The 18,052-nt window shown below is 67.4% G+C and carries 17 protein-coding genes; 7 read left to right on the top strand and 10 right to left on the bottom strand.

Annotated elements, in window-relative coordinates:
- Position 1 precedes the first annotated feature (1 nt).
- Both U858_RS0124610 and U858_RS0124605 read right to left on the bottom strand, forming a co-directional pair.
- The gene (locus tag U858_RS0124610; protein ID WP_025139790.1) at positions 2-2,065 is read right to left on the bottom strand and encodes an LTA synthase family protein; all 2,064 of its coding nucleotides are present in this window, start codon (positions 2,063-2,065) and stop codon (positions 2-4) included.
- A 226-nt stretch (positions 2,066-2,291) separates the two neighbouring features.
- Positions 2,292-3,212, bottom strand: a complete 921-nt coding sequence (locus U858_RS0124605; protein ID WP_025139789.1) for a LysR substrate-binding domain-containing protein — start codon at positions 3,210-3,212, stop codon at positions 2,292-2,294.
- A 215-nt stretch (positions 3,213-3,427) separates the two neighbouring features.
- Between U858_RS0124605 and U858_RS0124600 the strand changes: the two genes are divergently transcribed.
- Complete coding sequence (locus U858_RS0124600) at positions 3,428-4,072, top strand: 2-hydroxychromene-2-carboxylate isomerase (RefSeq protein ID WP_025139788.1); 645 nt, start codon at positions 3,428-3,430, stop codon at positions 4,070-4,072.
- A gap of 45 nt (positions 4,073-4,117) precedes the next feature.
- Positions 4,118-4,276: a hypothetical protein gene (locus U858_RS36015; RefSeq protein ID WP_175219947.1), complete on the top strand. Its 159-nt coding sequence runs from the start codon at positions 4,118-4,120 to the stop codon at positions 4,274-4,276.
- Positions 4,277-4,305: 29 nt separating this feature from the next.
- Here the strand turns inward: U858_RS36015 and U858_RS0124590 are convergent, their stop codons facing one another.
- Positions 4,306-4,683: a DUF779 domain-containing protein gene (locus U858_RS0124590; RefSeq protein ID WP_025139787.1), complete on the bottom strand. Its 378-nt coding sequence runs from the start codon at positions 4,681-4,683 to the stop codon at positions 4,306-4,308.
- A 73-nt stretch (positions 4,684-4,756) separates the two neighbouring features.
- Entirely contained in the window at positions 4,757-6,286 is a 1,530-nt protein-coding gene (gene adh / locus U858_RS0124585) for an aldehyde dehydrogenase (RefSeq protein ID WP_025139786.1), read from the bottom strand.
- Positions 6,287-6,514: 228 nt separating this feature from the next.
- Between adh and U858_RS0124580 the strand changes: the two genes are divergently transcribed.
- Complete coding sequence (locus tag U858_RS0124580; RefSeq protein ID WP_025139785.1) at positions 6,515-8,395, top strand: sigma-54-dependent Fis family transcriptional regulator; 1,881 nt, start codon at positions 6,515-6,517, stop codon at positions 8,393-8,395.
- Here the strand turns inward: U858_RS0124580 and trpC are convergent.
- From trpC to rpe, 6 genes are all read right to left on the bottom strand, one after another.
- Positions 8,392-9,180, bottom strand: coding sequence for an indole-3-glycerol phosphate synthase TrpC (gene trpC, locus U858_RS0124575; protein ID WP_025139784.1), 789 nt, complete (start codon positions 9,178-9,180; stop codon positions 8,392-8,394). The genes U858_RS0124580 and trpC overlap by 4 nt on opposite strands.
- On the bottom strand, positions 9,177-10,208 hold the full coding sequence (gene trpD, locus U858_RS0124570; protein WP_025139783.1) for an anthranilate phosphoribosyltransferase: 1,032 nt from the start codon (positions 10,206-10,208) through the stop codon (positions 9,177-9,179). The genes trpC and trpD overlap by 4 nt, the downstream gene beginning before the upstream one ends.
- A 12-nt stretch (positions 10,209-10,220) precedes the next feature.
- Complete coding sequence (locus U858_RS0124565) at positions 10,221-10,787, bottom strand: aminodeoxychorismate/anthranilate synthase component II (protein WP_025139782.1); 567 nt, start codon at positions 10,785-10,787, stop codon at positions 10,221-10,223.
- 54 nt (positions 10,788-10,841) lie between these two features.
- The gene (gene trpE, locus U858_RS0124560) at positions 10,842-12,362 is read right to left on the bottom strand and encodes an anthranilate synthase component I (RefSeq protein WP_025139781.1); all 1,521 of its coding nucleotides are present in this window, start codon (positions 12,360-12,362) and stop codon (positions 10,842-10,844) included.
- A 291-nt stretch (positions 12,363-12,653) separates the two neighbouring features.
- Complete coding sequence (locus U858_RS0124555) at positions 12,654-13,361, bottom strand: phosphoglycolate phosphatase (protein WP_025139780.1); 708 nt, start codon at positions 13,359-13,361, stop codon at positions 12,654-12,656.
- Positions 13,362-13,369: 8 nt separating this feature from the next.
- Entirely contained in the window at positions 13,370-14,092 is a 723-nt protein-coding gene (gene rpe / locus U858_RS0124550; protein ID WP_025139779.1) for a ribulose-phosphate 3-epimerase, read from the bottom strand.
- Positions 14,093-14,137: 45 nt separating this feature from the next.
- Between rpe and apaG the strand changes: the two genes are divergently transcribed.
- The 4 genes from apaG (at position 14,138) to U858_RS0124530 (ending at position 18,020) form a co-directional block, all read left to right on the top strand.
- Positions 14,138-14,512, top strand: coding sequence for a Co2+/Mg2+ efflux protein ApaG (gene apaG / locus U858_RS0124545; RefSeq protein WP_006392509.1), 375 nt, complete (start codon positions 14,138-14,140; stop codon positions 14,510-14,512).
- A gap of 40 nt (positions 14,513-14,552) precedes the next feature.
- Positions 14,553-15,854, top strand: coding sequence for a murein transglycosylase A (locus tag U858_RS0124540; protein ID WP_025139778.1), 1,302 nt, complete (start codon positions 14,553-14,555; stop codon positions 15,852-15,854).
- Positions 15,851-17,020, top strand: coding sequence for a UbiH/UbiF family hydroxylase (locus tag U858_RS0124535; RefSeq protein ID WP_025139777.1), 1,170 nt, complete (start codon positions 15,851-15,853; stop codon positions 17,018-17,020). Before U858_RS0124540 ends, U858_RS0124535 begins: the two co-directional genes overlap by 4 nt.
- 202 nt (positions 17,021-17,222) lie before the next feature.
- Entirely contained in the window at positions 17,223-18,020 is a 798-nt protein-coding gene (locus U858_RS0124530; RefSeq protein ID WP_025139776.1) for a DsbC family protein, read from the top strand.
- The last annotated feature ends 32 nt before the right edge of the window (positions 18,021-18,052 follow it).

Raw genomic sequence — 18,052 nt, 5'->3', positions numbered from 1 at the left:
CCTAGGGCCGGTCCCGCCGCGCCGGCGTCTGGTTCTGCACCTGGTAGTTGATCTGCCATTTCAGCAGCGGCCCGTAGGCTTGCAACCGGGCTTCTTCGGTGCGCTGGGCGGGCGAGGCGTCCTGTTCGGGCGCCAGCGCCACGCCGGCATCGCCGGCCCAGGGCATGATGCGTCCCGGGCGGTCCTTGCGGTAGGCGCCATCGCGGGTGATGAGCAGGCGCGGATTGTTGTAGCCAAAGCACCATTGCGGGTCGGGCCGGGCGGCCAGCAGGTCGCAGCCGCTGCGGAAGTACGGCGTGTCGGGCAGGCTCAGGTGGTACAGCGTGGGCAGGATGTCCTTGTGGCTGCCGGGGCGTGACGGGTCGTAGGTCGACTGCCCGCGGTAAGCCTGCGGCACGTACAGGTAGAAAGGCACGGCGCGTGCCAGCACGGCGTCGGTGTCGGCCTGGTAGTCCACGCCCAGGATGTTGTGGTCGCCGGTGACGGCAACGATGGTGTTGGCGCCGTTGGCCGAGGCCTTCAGGCCGCTGAGGAAACGGCCCAGCTGGTCGTTGGCGTAGCGCAGCGTATCGAAGGCGTCGTCCAGGCCGGTCCACGAATCGTAGTACGGCAGGTTTTCCACATCGTCCAGATTGATGCCGCCCCGCTTGCCGCCCGCGGGCACCAGGAACGGTGGATGATGGGTGGTCGACAGGGCCACGATGAACAGGGGCTGGCCGTCACGGTCGGCCTGCGCCAGCCGCTCGGCGATGTAGCGGAACATGTATTCATCGGGCACGCCCCAGGCGCCGGCCTCGGCCTCGGGATAACGCTGTTTCAGTGCCAGTTGGTCGATGAATTCGCGCGCGCCCAGATGGCTGGCGAAACTGCCCAGGTTGCGCCAGGTGGCCGCACCCGACGTCACAAACAGCACCTTGTAGCCGCGCGCCAGGAAGGGCGTGAAGGCGTTGCTGTCGAAGACGCCGTTGGCCGCCGATGACTGGCTGATGGCGGGCACGGGGCTGCGCACCATCAAGCGGCTGAGCGAATCGATGGTGCCGTTGCCTTCGGACAGGAAGCGGTCAAAGCGCCAGTCTGCGTTCCAATGCGGCCGCAGGGCGCCCAGCAGGTCGCGCCCGGGGCGGTCGTACTGGTTCATGTGGTGCCCCATGCTTTCCATGACCTGCAGCACCACGTGGGGCGGATGGGCCTGGGCCGCCGGATTGGCGCCGGTACTGGCCATGAAGGGCGCTAGCCCTTGGCCGGGTCGGCCCAGGAAGCGCTGGTACAGCTCGGCGCCATCCTGGTCCGAGACGGGCGTGAAGCGCTTGTCATTGCCGCGGTCGTCCAGCGCCCAGAAAAATGCCGAGATGCCGTTGGGCGCGATGTCGTTCAGAAGCCGCAGCGACGAAATACTGGTGTCGTCCTTGTTGAGCGGAAAGGTGCCCAGCGACCCCCGGCACGCCAGCACGGTGATGCCGATGATCAGCAGCAGGCGTAATGCGCTGGGCAAGAGGGGGCGCTGCGCCAGCCGTGCACGCAGCACGCTGGCGCCCCAGCGGCGCGCCAGCCAGAAGGTGATGCCCAGCACGGCCGCCAGCAGCGCCAGCGCCCGCAGCACCGGATAACCGTGCCACAGCGTCAGCAGGATGGCGTGGGTGTCGTCGTCCATCAGGCCGAACACGAAGATGTCGATCGACCGCGAAAAGGTGGCGAAGTAGCAGACGCTGATCACGGTGCTGGCGGCGAACAGCATGGCCATCGTCGCGCCGACATAGGGCAGGCTGCGCAGCCAGCGACCCTGCCAGGTGGGGCGTGCGGGCAGCAGCAGGGCAATCAGCAGCAGCACCGAAAACGCGATGGCCGACACCTTGATGTCGAACAGCAGGCCGATGCCGAGGGTGCGGCTGATGTCCTGCGGCAGCGCCGTATAGGCGTTGGGCGGCGCGTAGGCATACAGCAGGTAGCCGCGTCCGGCGCCCTGGGCCAGTACCGACACCAGCCATGGGGCCAGCAGGATCAGGAAAGAGCGCTGGAAATTCAGGAACCAGTTCTGCCATGCGCTGGCGGATCGGAAGAGCGTCATCTACGCCTTGAGGGAATTGCGGGGAAGCGCAGCGGGAGGCGGCGACGACAGGGCCGCGGGCCGGTTCCCGCAGGGGCGGCGGTGGGGCAGGATGCCACGGCAAGTCGGCAGGGTCGGGGGCCCGTACGCGTTGCGCAGGCCGCAATCTACAGGAGTGCAGGCGGGAATGTATGAAAGTTTGTATAGATCTTGTACGGCGCCCGTCAGGCCGCCGCGCCGGCCAGCGTCAAGGAGGCGTCAGCGTCTGGGCGGTGGCCGCGCCCTGCTGCACCAGCCAGCGGGTCACGATGTCGGCATCGGGCGTGCTGCGGCGGGCGTTGCGCACCAGCCAATAAGCATGCTCGGTGGCGTCCGCGGCGGCCCCGCCCACGGTGGCCAGGCGCTGGTCGGCCAGCATCGGCGCAATCAGCGCCAGCCGCCCCAGGGCGATGCCATGGCCGGCCAGCGCGGCGTGCACGATCTGGTCGTATTGGTTGAACCGCAGCATGCCCTTTGGCCGTACCCGGCCCAGGCCGCGCGCGTTGAGCCATTCGGACCACTGCAGCCAGGGGCGGGTGGGGTCGTCGAACTCCAGCAGCACGTGGCGCTGCAATTCGCGCGCGTCCAGGGCACGCGCTTTCAGGGACGGATGGGCCACCGGCACCACCGATTCGCCAAACAGCCAGACGGCGCCGTCCGGCACGGTGTCGCGCAGGCTGTAGCGGATGGCGATGTCCACGCTTTCGCGGTCGATGTCGATGACCCGGTTGTCGGCCGCCACGCGCACGTCGATATTCGGGTACGCGGCCTGGAAGTCGCCCAGCCTGGGCAGCAGCCACAGCGAAGCGACGCCGATGGTGGTGGTGACGGTGACCGGCGTGCGGCGTTCCGGCGCGCGCAGCTGTTCGGTCAGGTCGCCCAGCTGGCTCAACCAGGTGTCGGCCATGCGGAACAGTTGTGCGCCTTCCGACGTGAACGACACGCTACGAAAGCCCCGCAGCAGCAGCGGCACGCCCAGGTGCGCTTCCAGTGCGCGGATTTGCCGGCTGACGGCCGATTGCGTCACGTGCAGGTCTTGCGCCGCCAGCGTGATGCTCATGCGGCGGCCCACGGCAACGAAGCCCCGGACGAGGTCAAGCGGAGGCAGTTTGGCCAGCGGATATGACATTCTTGAAACTCATGCGTAGGCGGCGGAAAAGTTGCTTGTGCAATATAACGCCTGCGGCGTCCAATAGGGCTTGATCCGTACGCCAAGCGGCCGCAAGTCGCCGCTGTCGTCGGGGATCGCCAAGATTCAGTCATGTTGCACCGCGGGAATGCGATTCCTGCTGATTGGCGGTCTGGACTATGCTGTTTCCACGTCCTGCCGCCGGAGCTTTTACGATGAATGCGCCCTTGTCCGCCACCCCCCGCATCGAAATGTGGTTCGATTTCGCCAGCCCCTACAGCTATCTGGCGATCGAGCGCATCGACGCCCTGGCCAGGCAGGCGGACGTGCAGGTGGACCTGCGTCCCTTCCTGCTGGGCCCGATCTTCCAGGCCCAGGGCTGGAACGACACGCCTTTTCGCCTGTTCCCGGGCAAGGGCGCCTACATGATGCGCGACATCGCCCGCCTGGCCGAAAAGTACGGCGTGCCCTACAACCGGCCGCGGCTGTTTCCGCGCATGAGCGTGTTGCCGGCGCGCATTGCCCTGCTGGGCCAGGACGAGCCCTGGGGCCGCGATTTCTGCGTGGCCGTATTCCGCGCCAATTTCCAGCGCGACCAGGACATCCAGGCCGAGGACGTCGTGCACGACTTGCTGACCGAACTGTCGCTGGACGCCGATGCGCTGATCGCGCGCGGCAAGTCCGAAGCGGCCAAGGAAGCGCTGCGCCGCCAGGTCGACCAGGCGCGTCACCTGGGTCTGTTCGGTGCGCCGACCTTCTTCGTCGATGGCGAGATGTTCTGGGGCAACGACCGTCTGGAAGACGCCCTGGAATGGACCCGCCGGGCCCCCGTCAGCGCCTGGGCGGCCAGCGCCGGCTGATCCGCGCACCGCCCGCAAGATTTTCCCGTCAATGCTTGATCCGCAATGAAAAACGCCAGCAGTCCCCTACGCGGCGCACCGATGCCCGGTGGCCGTTCGTTCACGCAATTTCGCGCCGCGCGCATCCGCCGCGTGTCGTTTCAATGGAAGCAGGTTGCCGGCGAAGCTACCGCTGACAAGGGCGGAACGCCGCAAGGCGCGTGAGGCGTTGCGGCGGCCGGCCCTGCGGCGCATCAGCCCTTGGTGACCGCCGCCACGTTGGCCCATTCTTCATCGGAGTACAGCCGCGAGCGCAGCAGAAAGCGCTTGCCCTCGGCGCTGTCCAGTGAAAACGCGCCGCCGCGTCCGGGCACCGCGTCGATGATGAGCTGGGTGTGTTCCCAATAGGCGAACTGGTCTTCGCCCATGTAGAACGGGCAACCCTCCAGGTCGCCCAGCAGCACGTCCGAGCCGCCCACCATGAATTCGCCCTGGGCGTAGCACATGGGCGAACTGCCATCGCAACAGCCGCCGGACTGGTGGAACATCAGCGGGCCGTGCTTGGCGCGCAGGGTGTCGATGAGTTCGCGCGCCGCGTCGGTGGCGACAACGCGCGGGGTGGGGTCTGCCATGATGCGGCTCCGCGGGGTGCTGTTCGGGTGAATCGCGCCGGGCCGCGAGGCCCGGCGCCGCCTTGCGTCGTGATCAGAAGAAACCCAGCTTCTTGGGCGAATAGCTCACCAGCAGGTTCTTGGTCTGCTGGTAGTGGTTGAGCATCATCTTGTGGTTCTCGCGGCCGATGCCCGACTGCTTGTAGCCGCCAAACGCCGCATGCGCCGGGTAGGCGTGATAGCAGTTGGTCCAGACCCGGCCGGCCTTGATGGCGCGGCCCATCCGATAGCACGTGTTGGCATCGCGCGACCACACGCCCGCGCCCAGGCCGTAGAGCGTGTCGTTGGCCAGCGCCAGCGCGTCATCGGCATCCTTGAAGGTGGTCACCGCCACCACCGGCCCGAAGATTTCCTCCTGGAACACGCGCATCTTGTTGTGGCCCTTGAACACCGTGGGCTGCACGTAATAGCCGCCTTCCAGCGCGCCCTGCAACTGCGCACGGCTGCCGCCGGCCAGCACCTGGGCGCCTTCCTGCTTGCCGATGTCCAGGTACGACAGGATCTTTTCCAGCTGCTCGGTCGAGGCCTGCGCGCCCAGCATGGTGTCGGCATCGAGCGGGTTGCCCTGCTTGATCTCGCCCACGCGCTTGAGTGCGCGTTCCATGAACTTGTCGTAGAGCGATTCCTGGATCAATGCACGGCTGGGGCAGGTGCAGACTTCGCCCTGGTTCAGCGCGAACATCACGAAGCCTTCGACCGCCTTGTCCAGGAAGTCATCGTCCTGCGCGGCCACGTCGGCAAAGAAGATGTTGGGCGACTTGCCGCCCAGTTCCAGCGTCACGGGAATGATGTTCTGCGACGCGTACTGCATGATCAGGCGGCCGGTGGTGGTTTCGCCGGTGAAGGCGATCTTGGCGATGCGCTTGCTGGAGGCCAGCGGCTTGCCCGCTTCCAGCCCGAAGCCGGTCACCACGTTGACCACGCCCGGGGGCAGGATGTCGCCGATCAGTTCCATCAGCAACAGGATGCCCAGCGGCGTCTGTTCGGCGGGCTTGAGCACCACGCAGTTGCCGGCGGCCAGGGCAGGCGCCAGCTTCCAGGCGGCCATCAGGATGGGGAAGTTCCAGGGAATGATCTGGCCGACTACGCCCAGCGGTTCGTTGAAGTGATACGCCACGGTGTCGCTGTCGATTTCGGACAGGCCGCCTTCCTGGCTGCGGATGCACGAGGCGAAATAGCGGAAGTGGTCGATGGCCAGCGGAATGTCGGCGGCGCGGGCTTCGCGGATGGGCTTGCCGTTGTCCCAGGTTTCGGCGGTGGCCAGGCGTTCCAGGTTGGCCTCCATGACGTCCGCGATCTGCATCAGCATCTGCGCGCGTTGGGCGGCCGGGGTCGCACCCCATTTGGGGGCGGCGCGGTGCGCGGCGTCCAGCGCCAGTTCGATGTCGCGCTCTTTCGAGCGGGCGTTGCGGGTCAGCACCTGGCCGGTGACCGGCGTGACGTTGTCGAAGTACTCGCCGTCGGCGGGCTTTTGCCATTTGCCGTCGATGAAATTGTCGTACTGGGTCTTCAGGTCCAGGCGGGTGCCATAGGATTCGGGGGTGACGCGGGTCGCGATGTCCATGCTTGTCTCCGTATTGTCGGGATGGCGGCAGTCGGGTGCCTGTCCTGTATCAAGCAAACGGTGTGCCATCCCGGGGCTTCCCCGCTGGACAAGCGCGCCTGCCGCGTGCGAAAGTAGATTTCCACGCGCCGGCAAAGGGCGTGGGCGGCGGTCAGCCGCCTCAAGGTGTCGCGTTTCGCGACACTGTCGCGGAACAGGTGTCGCAGAACGCCGTCCAAGGAGACATGCATGGCCACTCATTCCCGTCGGCAATCGCTGACGCAAGCGCGCCAGCTGTTCAACCAGCAGGGCGCCGTTCCGGCCGGGCTGGTGGCCGAACCCATCCTGCGGTCCTGGCGCCGCTGCGCCGACCTGGGCTTCGACATGCGCGGCGCGCGCCGCACCGAACTCATGACGGCCGGCGAACTGCGCGAAGCGCGCCAGCGCAACGACGCGCTGCGCCGCCTGTCCGAGCCCGCCATGTCGCTCTTGCGCCGCGAAGGCGGCAGCGATGGCCTGGTGATCCTGTCCGATGCCCAGGGGCTGGTGCTCGACAGCGACGGTGACCTGGATTTCGCCCAGCGCGCGTCGCGTGTGGCATTGATGCCGGGCGCACCCTGGGACGAGGCCGCCGCAGGCACCAACGCCATCGGCACCGCGCTGGTCGAAGGCCGGCCTATCGTGGTGCACGGCGCCGAACATTATTTCGAACCCAACCGCATCCTGACCTGCGCCGCCGTGCCCATCACCGACAGCGAAGGCCGCATGCTGGGCGTGCTGGACCTGTCCAGCCCGGCGCACGACACGCGCCCCGACGTGCTGGCGCTGGTGCGCGCCGCGGTCGACCTGATCGAACATCAGCTCTTTGACGCGGCGCACGAACCCTGCGCCGTGCTGCGCCTGCATAGCGACCGTTCGGGCCTGGGCACGCCGGGCGAGGCCCTGCTGGCCTTCCAGGGCGACCTGCTGGTGGGCGCCAACCGCCGCGCGATGCTGGCGCTGGGCCTGGCCGCGACCGCTCTGGGCGTGTATCGCTACGCGGACCTGTTCGAGGGCGACCTGGAACACAGCCCCGATGCCGCGGGACGCGTACACGCGCGGTCGGGCGCGATCTATCACGCGCGGCTGCGCCTGCCGCGCAGCCGTGTGCCGGCAACCCCGGCGCCGTCCCTGCGCCTGCCGACGCCCGTTGTGACACCCGCGTCCGATGCGCGCGCCGGCATTGCCAGTTTCGACGCGGCCATGCTGGGCGCGCTGGCCCGCGCCGTGCATCTGTCCGATGCGGGCGTGTCGATCCTGCTGCAAGGGGAAACGGGCGTGGGCAAGGAAGTGTTCGCGCGCCAGCTGCATGCGCGCAGCCAACGCGCGGCGGGTCCGTTCGTCGCCGTCAATTGCGCGGCGCTGCCCGAAAGCCTGATCGAATCCGAACTGTTCGGCTACGAAGACGGCGCCTTCACCGGCGCGCGCCGCCAGGGCAGCAAGGGGCTGCTGCGGCAAGCCCACGGCGGCGTGCTGTTCCTGGATGAAATCGGCGATATGCCGCTGACGTTGCAGTCGCGCCTGTTGCGCGTGCTGCAGTCACGCGAAGTCTCGCCGCTGGGCGCGGCGCGGCCGGTGGCTGTGGACTTCACGCTGGTGTGCGCCACCCATCGCGCCCTGGCGCACGACGGCCCGGATGCGCCGGTGCGCCCCGACCTGTATTTCCGTATTGCTGAATACACCGTGACGCTTGCGCCGCTGCGCACGCGCGCCGACCTGCGCGAACTCTTGCGCGGGCTATGGGCCGCACAGGGCGCGGGCCCGGTGCTGCCCACCGATATCGAAGACACGCTGGCGCAGTACGCCTGGCCAGGCAATTACCGCCAGCTGGCCGCCGTGCTGCGCACCTTGCATGTGCTGGCGGGTGCGTCGGGCGTGGTGGATCGCGAGATGCTGCCGGCCGAGGTCCGCGGCGAAACCGTCGCCGCTGCGCCCACGGCGGCCGCGACCGCCAGCCTGCAGGCGATTGCCGACGATGCCATCCGCGCAGCGCTCGCCGCGCACGCAGGCAACGTCAGCGCCGCGGCGCGCGCGCTGGGCGTGCACCGCAGCACCTTGTACCGGCGGGTGGCGGCGTTGGGTCGGGCTTAGGCGACCAGGCGGGCCAGTTCGGCGCCCGGGTCCTTGGCGCGCATGAAGGCTTCGCCCACCAGGAAGGCGTCGACCTTGTGCTGGCGCATCAGCTTGACGTCTTCAGGCTTGAGAATGCCGCTTTCGGTCACGACGCGCTTGCCGGCGGGAATGCGCGGCAACAGGTCCAGCGTGTTCTGCAGGCTGGTCTCGAACGTGCGCAGATTGCGGTTGTTGATGCCCAGCAGCGGCGTCTTCAGCGTCAGTGCCACGTCCAGTTCCTGGGCGTCATGCACTTCCACCAGCACGTCCATGCCCAGTTCCATCGCCAGCGTTTCGTAGTCGCGCAGTTGCGTGGGCGTCAGTGCGGCCACGATCAGCAGCACGCAGTCCGCGCCCATCGCGCGGGCCACGATGATCTGGTAGGGATCGATCACGAAGTCCTTGCGCAGCACCGGCAGCGAGCAGGCCGCGCGGGCCTGGCGCAGGTGGTCGTGCGAGCCCTGGAAGAACTGCACGTCGGTCAACACCGACAGGCAGGCCGCGCCATGCACGGCATACGACGAGGCGATTTCAGCAGGTTGAAAGGTTTCACGCAGGATGCCCTTGGACGGCGAGGCTTTCTTGATTTCGGCGATGACGCCGGCCTTGCCCTGCGAGATCTTGTCTTCGATGGCCTGGGCAAAGCCGCGCACGTCCTGGCGGGCCTGCGCCTCGCGCAGGACTTCGGCTTCGCTGCGCATCTGGCGAGCGGCGGCGACTTCCTCGACCTTGACGGCGAGGATCTTCGCGAGAATATCGTTCATTTCTGGAATTTCCGGGTATATGCGCAGAAATCTTCCAGCTTGGCTCGTGCCGCGCCGGTGGATATCAGTTCGAATGCTAGCGCTAAGGCTGCGGGAATGGAATCGGCTTTATTGCCTGCGTAGATGGCGAGACCCGCATTGAGCGCGACGATGTCACGGGCGGTGCCCTCGACATTGTCCAGCGCCTCTATGACAAGTTCGCGCGACTGTTCGCGATTGGACACCTTGATGCTGCGATTGGACATCATGGATAGCCCGTAGTCTTCGGGATGGATTTCGTACTCGCTGACCTTGCCGTCCTTGAGCTCGCCCACCATCGTGGCGCCGCCCAGCGAGGCTTCGTCCATGCCGTCCTTGCCGTGCACCACCAGCACGTGGCGCGAGCCCAGGCGTTCCAGCACGCGCACCTGGATGCCCACCAGGTCCGGGTGGAACACGCCCATCAGCTGATTGGCGGCGCCGGCCGGGTTGGTCAGCGGGCCCAGGATGTTGAAGATGGTGCGCACGGCCAGTTCCTTGCGGACGGCCGCCACGTTCTTCATGGCGCCGTGGTGCGCCGGGGCGAACATGAAGCCGATGCCGGTGGCCTGGATGCACTCGGCCACTTGTTCGGGCGTCAGCACCAGGTTGGCGCCCAAGGCTTCGAGCACGTCGGCGCTGCCGCTGGACGATGAGGCGCTGCGGTTGCCGTGCTTGGCGATGGGCACGCCGGCCGCCGCCGCCACGAACATGGCGGTGGTGGAAATGTTGAAGGTATGGCTGCCGTCGCCGCCGGTGCCGCACATGTCCAGCAGGTCTTCGGGGTTGGGCGTGACCACGGGCGTGGCGAATTCACGCATGACCTGCGCGGCCGCCGTGATTTCACCGACGGTTTCCTTTTTCACGCGCAGGCCCATCAGCAGTGCGCTGGCGATCTGCGGCGACATTTCGCCGCGCATCAGCAAGCGCATCAGGTGCAGCATTTCGTCGTGGAAAATTTCGCGGTGTTCGATGCAGCGCGTCAGCGCTTCTGCGGGGGAGATCGTCACGGTGCGTCCTTCTTAGGCGAGGTTCAGGAAATTGCGCAGCAGGGCGTGGCCGTGTTCGCTGAGCACGGATTCGGGGTGGAACTGTACCCCGTACAGGGGCAGCGTCTTGTGGCGCACGCCCATGATGTCGCCGTCCGGCGCGGTGGCGGTCACGGCCAGGCAGTCGGGGAGCGTCGCCGGGTCGATGGTCAGCGAGTTGTAGCGAATGACAGTGTACGGCGTCGGCAGGCCGGTGAAGAGGTCGGTGCCGGTATGCGAGATCTGCACCGTCTTGCCGTGCATGATCTGCTGCGCGCGGACGATGTCGCCACCATAGGCCGCGCCGATGGCCTGGTGCCCCAGGCATACGCCCAGGATGGGCTTCTTGCCGGCAAAGGCCTGGATCACGGGCACCGAGATACCGGCTTCGGCCGGCGAGCACGGGCCTGGCGACACGCAGATGCGGTCCGGATTCAGCGCGGTGATCTCTTCCAGCGTGATCTGGTCGTTGCGCGCCACGCGCACGTCTTCGCCCAGTTCGCCGAAGTACTGCACCAGGTTGTAGGTAAACGAATCGTAGTTATCAATCATCAACAGCATTTTTTCTCTCCAGGCGGGCCGTCGCGCGGCTCGGGGCGGGTAGGGGGCGGGGCCTCAGATGGGTTCGTCCAGGCCGTGCTGCACCTGCTCGGCGGCGCGCAGCACGGCGCGGGCCTTGGCTTCGGTCTCGGCCCATTCGGCTTCGGGGTTGGAGTCGGCGACGATGCCGGCGGCGGCCTGCACGTACAGCGTGCCGTCCTTGATGACGCCGGTGCGGATGGCGATGGCCACATCCATTTCGCCGCCGTACGACAGGTAGCCGGCCGCGCCGCCGTAGATGCCGCGGCGCACGGGTTCCAGTTCGTCGATGATCTTCATGGCCTCGACCTTGGGCGCGCCGGTCAGCGTGCCGGCCGGGAACGAGGCCCGCAGCACGTCCATGCTGCTCATGCCGGGATTCAGGTTGCCGGTGACGTTGGACACCAGGTGCATCACGTGCGAATAGCGTTCGATGACCATGGTGTCGCTGACCTTCACCGAGCCCACCTCGGCCACGCGGCCGACGTCGTTGCGGGCCAGGTCGATCAGCATCACGTGCTCGGCCACTTCCTTGGGGTCGGCGCGCAGCTCGGCGGCCAGCGCGGCATCTTCCTCGGGCGTGGCGCCGCGCTTGCGGGTGCCGGCCAGCGGGCGGATGGTGATCTGCGACTTTGGCGTGCCGTCGACCACGGCGCGTTCCTGGCGCACCAGGATCTCGGGCGACGCGCCCACCACCTGGAAGTCGCCGAAGTTCCAGAAGTACATGTAGGGGGAGGGATTGAGCGACCGCAGGGCGCGGTAGAGAGACAGCGGGGAATCGCGGAAGGGCTTGGCGATGACCTGGCCGATCTGCACCTGCATCAGGTCACCGGCGGCGATGTGTTCCTTGGCGCGGTGCACGGCCGCCAGGTAGTCTTCTTTCTTGAAGTCACGCCGCTCTTCGGTCTGCATGCTGGCGTGGCTGTACGGAATTTCCACCGGACGTCGCAGGCGGGCGCGCAGGTCGTGCAGGCGCTGCTGGGCGCGGCTGTAGCTCTCGGGCTGGGCCGGGTCGGCGTAGACCATCAGGTAGATGCGGCCGGCCAGGTTGTCGACGATGACCAGTTCGTCCACGTGCATCAGCATCAGGTCGGGCGTGCCGCCTTCCATGCCGGCCGGGAAGGGCTTGACGGCCGGGCCCAGGCACGGCTCGATGTGGCGCACGGTGTCGTAGCCGAAATAGCCGGCCAGGCCGCCGCAGAAGCGCGGCATGCCGGGACGCAGGGCGACCTTGAAGCGGCTCTGGTACTGCTCGATGAAGGCCAGGGGATCGCCGTCGTGGGTTTCAGCGACCTTGCCGTCCTGCAGCACCTCGGTGCGGGTGCCGCTGGCGCGGATCACCGTGCGGGCCGGCAGGCCGATGAACGAATAGCGGCCGAAGCGCTCGCCGCCCACCACCGATTCCATCAGGCAGGTCATGCGGCCGGCCTGGGGGCCGGCGTGGGCCAGCTTCAGGTAGATGCCCAGCGGGGTGTCCAGGTCGGCATAGGTCTCGGCCACCAGGGGGATGCGGTTGTAGCCTTGCGCGGCGAGGGCTTTGAATTCGATTTCGGTCATGTCGGGTCTCGTGGGCAATGGGTGTCTGCTTGGGGACCGGGCGCGCAACAAAAAGCCCGGTCCAGGTATCTGGTTCCGGGCTTGGCTCTGTGTTCTGCACAGTATCGGCGCTAGGCGGTGGTGTACGCGTCTAGGGCCGGGAAGGGAATCATCGCCACCCGGAAGACAAACGCCACCAGCGCCACGAGGCGCTGAGCATTTGGTTCTGGATGGAAACGTTCATCAGGTCAGGTCGATATTCGGTATTCGGGGTGACTTCGAGGCACGCTTTCGAGTGCATTCCGAGTGCAGTCAGACCGCGGTTTTCGCGGCGTTCTGGTTTTGATTCCAGAGCGCCACCCACTGGGCGGCGTTGACAAGCGTGTCAACTATACCATCGACATCCAGCTCGCGCACGTCACGGCCTTCGTTGTAACCGTAAGGCACCACCAGCACCTGGGTGCCGGCGCTGCGGCCCGCCTGGGCATCGTTGATGGAATCGCCGATGGTGACGGCTTCGTCCACCGAGACGCCCAGCAGCTCGCAGGCATGCAGCACCTGGTCCGGATCCGGCTTGCGGCGCGGGCAGGTGTCGCCGCACACCACGGCGTCGAAAAAGCCCGCCAGGCCCGTGCGTTGCAGCAGCGGCAGCGTGAATTCGGTGGGCTTGTTGGTGACGACCGCCAGCTTCAGGCCCTGGTCGCGCATGTGCTTGAGGCCCTCGATGACGCCCGGGTAGACCCGCGCGCGCTCGCCGTTGACCAGGTGGTAATGGCGATAGAAGGCCTCGCGGGCGCGCTCGAAATCTTCCGGCGAGGGGTCGGCGGCGTCCAGGCTGCCCGCCAGGCTGCGGCGCACCAGGTTGTCCACGCCCTTGCCCACGAAGGTGGCCACGACGTCCTCGCGCAGCGAGATCATGCCCAGTTCCACGCGCATGGCGTTGGCCGCGAAGGCCAGGTCGGGGATGGAGTCGAGCAGGGTGCCGTCAAGATCCAGCAGCGCGGCGCGAAAGGCGGTCATGGCGTTCCTCAGATGGCGGTGGTTTCGCCGATGGCGATCTGTTCGCGCATGGCCGTGATGATGCCGGCGTAGTCGGGCTTGCCGAAAATGGCCGAGCCGGCCACGAAGGTGTCGGCACCGGCACGGCGGATTTCAGCGATGTTGTCGATTTTCACGCCGCCGTCCACTTGCAGCATGATTTCCTGGCCGCCGGCCTGCATCCAGGCGTCGATCCTGGCGCGGGCCTCGCGCAGCTTGGTCAGCGTGGCGGGAATGAAGCTCTGGCCGCCAAAGCCGGGGTTGACCGACATGATCAGCACCAGGTCGATCTTGTCCATCACGTAGTCCATATAGGACAGCGGCGTGGCCGGGTTGAACACCAGGCCGGCCTTGCAGCCGCTTTCGCGGATCAGGGACAGCGTGCGGTCGACGTGGCGGCTGGCGTCCGGGTGAAAGCTGATGTAGTTGGCGCCGGCGCTGGCGAACATGGGCACCAGGGCGTCCACCGGCTCGACCATCAGGTGCACGTCGATCGGCACCGACACATGGGGACGGATCGCCGCACAGACCATGGGGCCGATGGTCAGGTTCGGCACATAGTGGTTGTCCATCACGTCGACGTGGATCCAGTCGGCGCCGGCGGCCACGACGTTGCGGACTTCCTCGCCCAGGCGGGCGAAGTCGGCGGACAGGATGCTGGGGGTAATGCGGGTAGAGGACGTAGACATGATGTTCGGGGTTGGGGAAGGCATAATGTGCCATTATTGCAGTTTGAGCGTGCCACACAGGGAAGGGCTGTGAAACCTTACGACCTTAGCGTCTCCGTCTCTCCGCGCTTCGTGCCAGAACAGTCCGATCCTGGCGAGCAGCAGTTCGTGTTCGCCTATACCGTTCGCATCACCAATACCGGTGAGCATCCGGCCCAGGTGATCAGCCGCCACTGGATTATCACCGATGGCAACCAGCGTGTGCAGGAAGTGCGCGGGCTGGGCGTCGTGGGCCAGCAGCCGTTGCTGGCGCCCGGCGAGACTTTCGAATACACCAGCGGCTGTCCCCTGCCCACCCCGGTCGGCACGATGCGCGGCACCTACCATTGCGTCGGCGAGAACGGCATTCCGTTCGAAGTGCCGATCTCCGAATTCGTCCTGGCCATGCCGCGTACCCTGCATTGACCGGGGCGCGGCCACACGTTGTACGGTTTTCCATCTGCTCATGAAGCGCATTCTTAGCCTGTCCGTGCTGTCAGTCCTGCTGGCGGCATGCAGCACGACCTCAGAGGTCCCCCCCGATTCCGGCCAGCCGGCCACGTCCGGTTCGCGTACCCCGTCCGTCGACGGTCCCCTGGTGGTGCCGGCGCTGTCGGCCCTGCCCGATACGCCGCCGCGCGCCTTGGCGGGCAAGTTCAAGGCGGCCTCGTGGGCCGAGATGCCGGGCTGGTCCAACGACGACCTGGCGCAGTTCTGGCCATTGTTCCTGCGCAACTGCAAGGGGCTGATGCGCCCGACCAGCGGCAACCTGGCCGCGCCGGCCCGCGCCGCGCCGCGCGCCTGGCAGCCGGTCTGCGCTGCCGCGGCCGATCCGGCCCGCGCGCCCGCCGCTACCGACATCGAGGGCGTGCGCCGCTTCTTGCAGACCTACCTGCAACCCTGGCGCCTGAACGCCCCTGACGGCAAGCCGGCGGCCAACACCGTCACCGGCTACTACGAACCCCTGGTGCGCGGCTCGCGCCGCCAGGGCGGCAACTATCAATGGCCGCTGTACGCGGTGCCGGCCGACCTGCTGACCATCGACCTGGGTTCGGTCTACCCGGACCTGGCCGGCAAGCGCGTGCGCGGCAAGCTCGAAGGCAAGCGCGTGGTGCCCTACGACACCCGCGCCGCGATCGAATCGTCGGGCCGCCGCCCGCCGGTGGTGGTCTGGGTCGACGATCCCGTCGACAACTTCTTCCTGCAGGTGCAGGGCTCGGGCCGGGTGCAGCTGACCGACGGCCCCGATACCGGCAAGACCATCCGCGTGGCCTATGCCGACCACAACGGCCAACCCTATGTGTCCATCGGCCGCTGGCTGGCGGACCGCGGCGAGCTGTCGGCCGATCAGGCGTCCATGCAGAACATCCGCGCCTGGGCGCAGCGCAATCCCAAGCGCGTGCCTGAGATGCTCAACGCCAATCCGGCCGTGGTGTTCTTCCGCGAAGAACCGGTGATCGACCCCGAACTCGGCCCCAAGGGCGCTTATGGCGTCAATCTGGCCCCGCGCCGCGCCATCGCGGTGGACGCCGGTTTCGTGCCGCTGGGCACGCCCGTGTTCCTGGTCACCACCTACCCGGCCTCTGACCGGCCGTTGCAGCGCCTGGTGTTCGCGCAAGATACCGGCACCGCCATCCGCGGCGCAGCCCGCGCCGACTTCTACTGGGGCTACGGCGAAGAGGCCGGGCAACAGGCAGGCCGCATGAAGCAGCGCGGCCAGATGTGGCTGCTGTGGCCCAAGCAAGCCGGGGAGCCCAGCGCAAGATGACCCACCAGATCGTCGTTTGCGGGGCCGGCATCGTCGGCCTGTCGTCCGCCCTGGCCCTGGCCCGCCGCGGCCAGCGCGTGGCGCTGCTGGCGCCGCGCACCACCGTGCCGCCGGCCGACCCCAACCACTACCATGCGCGCGTCTATGCCATTTCGCCCGCCAGCCAGCGTTTCCTGGCCGAGCTGGGCGTCTGGGACGCCATGCCGTCCGCCCGCCTGATGCCGGTGCAGGCCATGGAAATCCATGGCGATGCCGACGGACTGGTGCACTTGAACGCCTGGCAGGCCGCCTTGCCGCAACTGGCCTGGATCGTCGAGTCCGGCGAAATCGAACGGGTGCTGATCCAGGCCGTGCGCATGTTCGGCATTCCCTGGATCGAAGACCGCTGCACCGGCTACCAGGCCGGCACGGTCGACACCGAAAGCGGCGCCCGCCTGCAGGCGGAACTGTTCGTGGGCGCAGACGGCGCTGCCTCGCCGCTGCGCACTGCCGCCGGCCTGAAGCACGACGCGGTGTCGTACAACGACACCGGCCTGGTCGTGAACCTGGACGCCGAGCACGCCCACCAGGGCACGGCCTTCCAATGGTTCCGCGACGACGGTGTGCTGGCGCTCTTGCCGCTGCCCGATACCGCCGACGGCCCGCAGGTGTCCATGGTCTGGTCGATGCGCAGCGAGCGCGCCGCCGAACTGCTGGCCTTGCCGGCCGACGAGCAGGCCGCCCGGCTGGAATCCCTGCTGGAACACGCCGCGCAAGGCCGGCTGGGCCGCCTGAAAGTGCGCAGCAAGCTGCACGGCTTTCCGCTGACGCTGGAACGCGCCCAGATGGTCGCACCTGGCATCGCGCTGGCCGGCGACGCCGCGCATCGCCTGCATCCGCTGGCCGGCCAGGGCCTGAACCTGGGCCTGGGCGATGTCGAGGCCCTGGCCCGCACCGTGGCCGGGCGCGAGCCCTACCGCCAGGCGGGCGACCTGCGGGTGCTGCACCGCTACCAGCGTGCCCGCGCCGAGCCGGTGCTGGCCTTGCGACTGGCCACCGATGGCCTGCACAAGCTGTTCGGGTCGCATGCCACGCCGCTGGTCTGGCTGCGCAACGCGGGCATGCACTGGGTCGAGCGGGCCCCGCTGATCAAGCGGCGGCTGATCGCGGGCGCCTCTACGAATTGAAGGGGGGCCCAGGCCCCGTTTTTCGTATCGCCTGCGGGCGGCCGCCGGAATCGGCGCGTTGAGGAACCCGTACGGGTCCCGACCGGTCTGATTCCCATGGTCCTGGCGCCAGGCCCCGGCATTGCCCGGCGCCGCGTCACACCGGATCGGTTACGCTTTCCGCCTACGTATGCGATACGTCACGATAAATACAGGAGTCCCCATGAATTTCCGTTTTCCCACCGCGCTGGCCGCCTGCTTCATGGCCGCGGGCCTGGGTTTGTCCGCAGGCGCGCAGGCCCAGGGCGACAAGTCCGTTTCCACCAGCACGGTGGGGCAGCCGGCCAAAGGCGACAAGAGCTACTCCACCACCCAGGTGGCGCCGGCGGATCCCGTGGCGGACGCCGTCAAGGATCGCTTCAAGCAGCGCTTCACCGGCATGGACGTGACCGCGGTGCGCCGTACGCCCTATGGCCTGTTCGAAGTGCAGCTGGGCATGGACCTGATCTACACGGACGAAAAAGTCACCTGGGTCATGGAAGGTCCGTTGATCGACGCCATGACCCGCCGCGACGTGACGCGCGAAGCGCAGGAAAAGCTGGGCACCATTCCGTTCGACCAGTTGCCGCTGGACCTGGCCATCAAGCAGGTCAAGGGCGACGGCTCGCGCAAGGTCGCGATTTTCGAAGACCCCAACTGCGGCTATTGCAAGCAGCTGCGCAAGACCATGGAAGATGTGGACAACATCACCGTCTACACCTTCCTGTATCCCATCCTGTCGCCCGACTCCAATGTGAAGGTGCGCGACGTCTGGTGCTCGAAAGACCCGGGCAAGGCCTGGGACGACTGGATGCTGCGCGGCCAGAAGCCGGCCACCGCCAATTGCAGCGTGCCTGAAGACAAGCTGCTGGCGCTGGGCAAGCAGTTGATGGTGCGGGGCACCCCGACCCTGTTCTTCCCCGACGGCTCGCGCATCAGCGGCGCGCTGCCGCTGGACCAGCTCAAGGCACGACTGAACTGACCGGCGCGCAACGCGCTGGCCGGGCGGCTGGC

Origin of the sequence: Achromobacter sp. DH1f (assembly GCF_000633435.1) — a bacterium.
GTDB lineage: Bacteria > Pseudomonadota > Gammaproteobacteria > Burkholderiales > Burkholderiaceae_B > Achromobacter > Achromobacter deleyi.
Note: the sequence above shows the minus strand (reverse complement) of the source record. Positions and strands in the feature narration are given on the sequence as shown.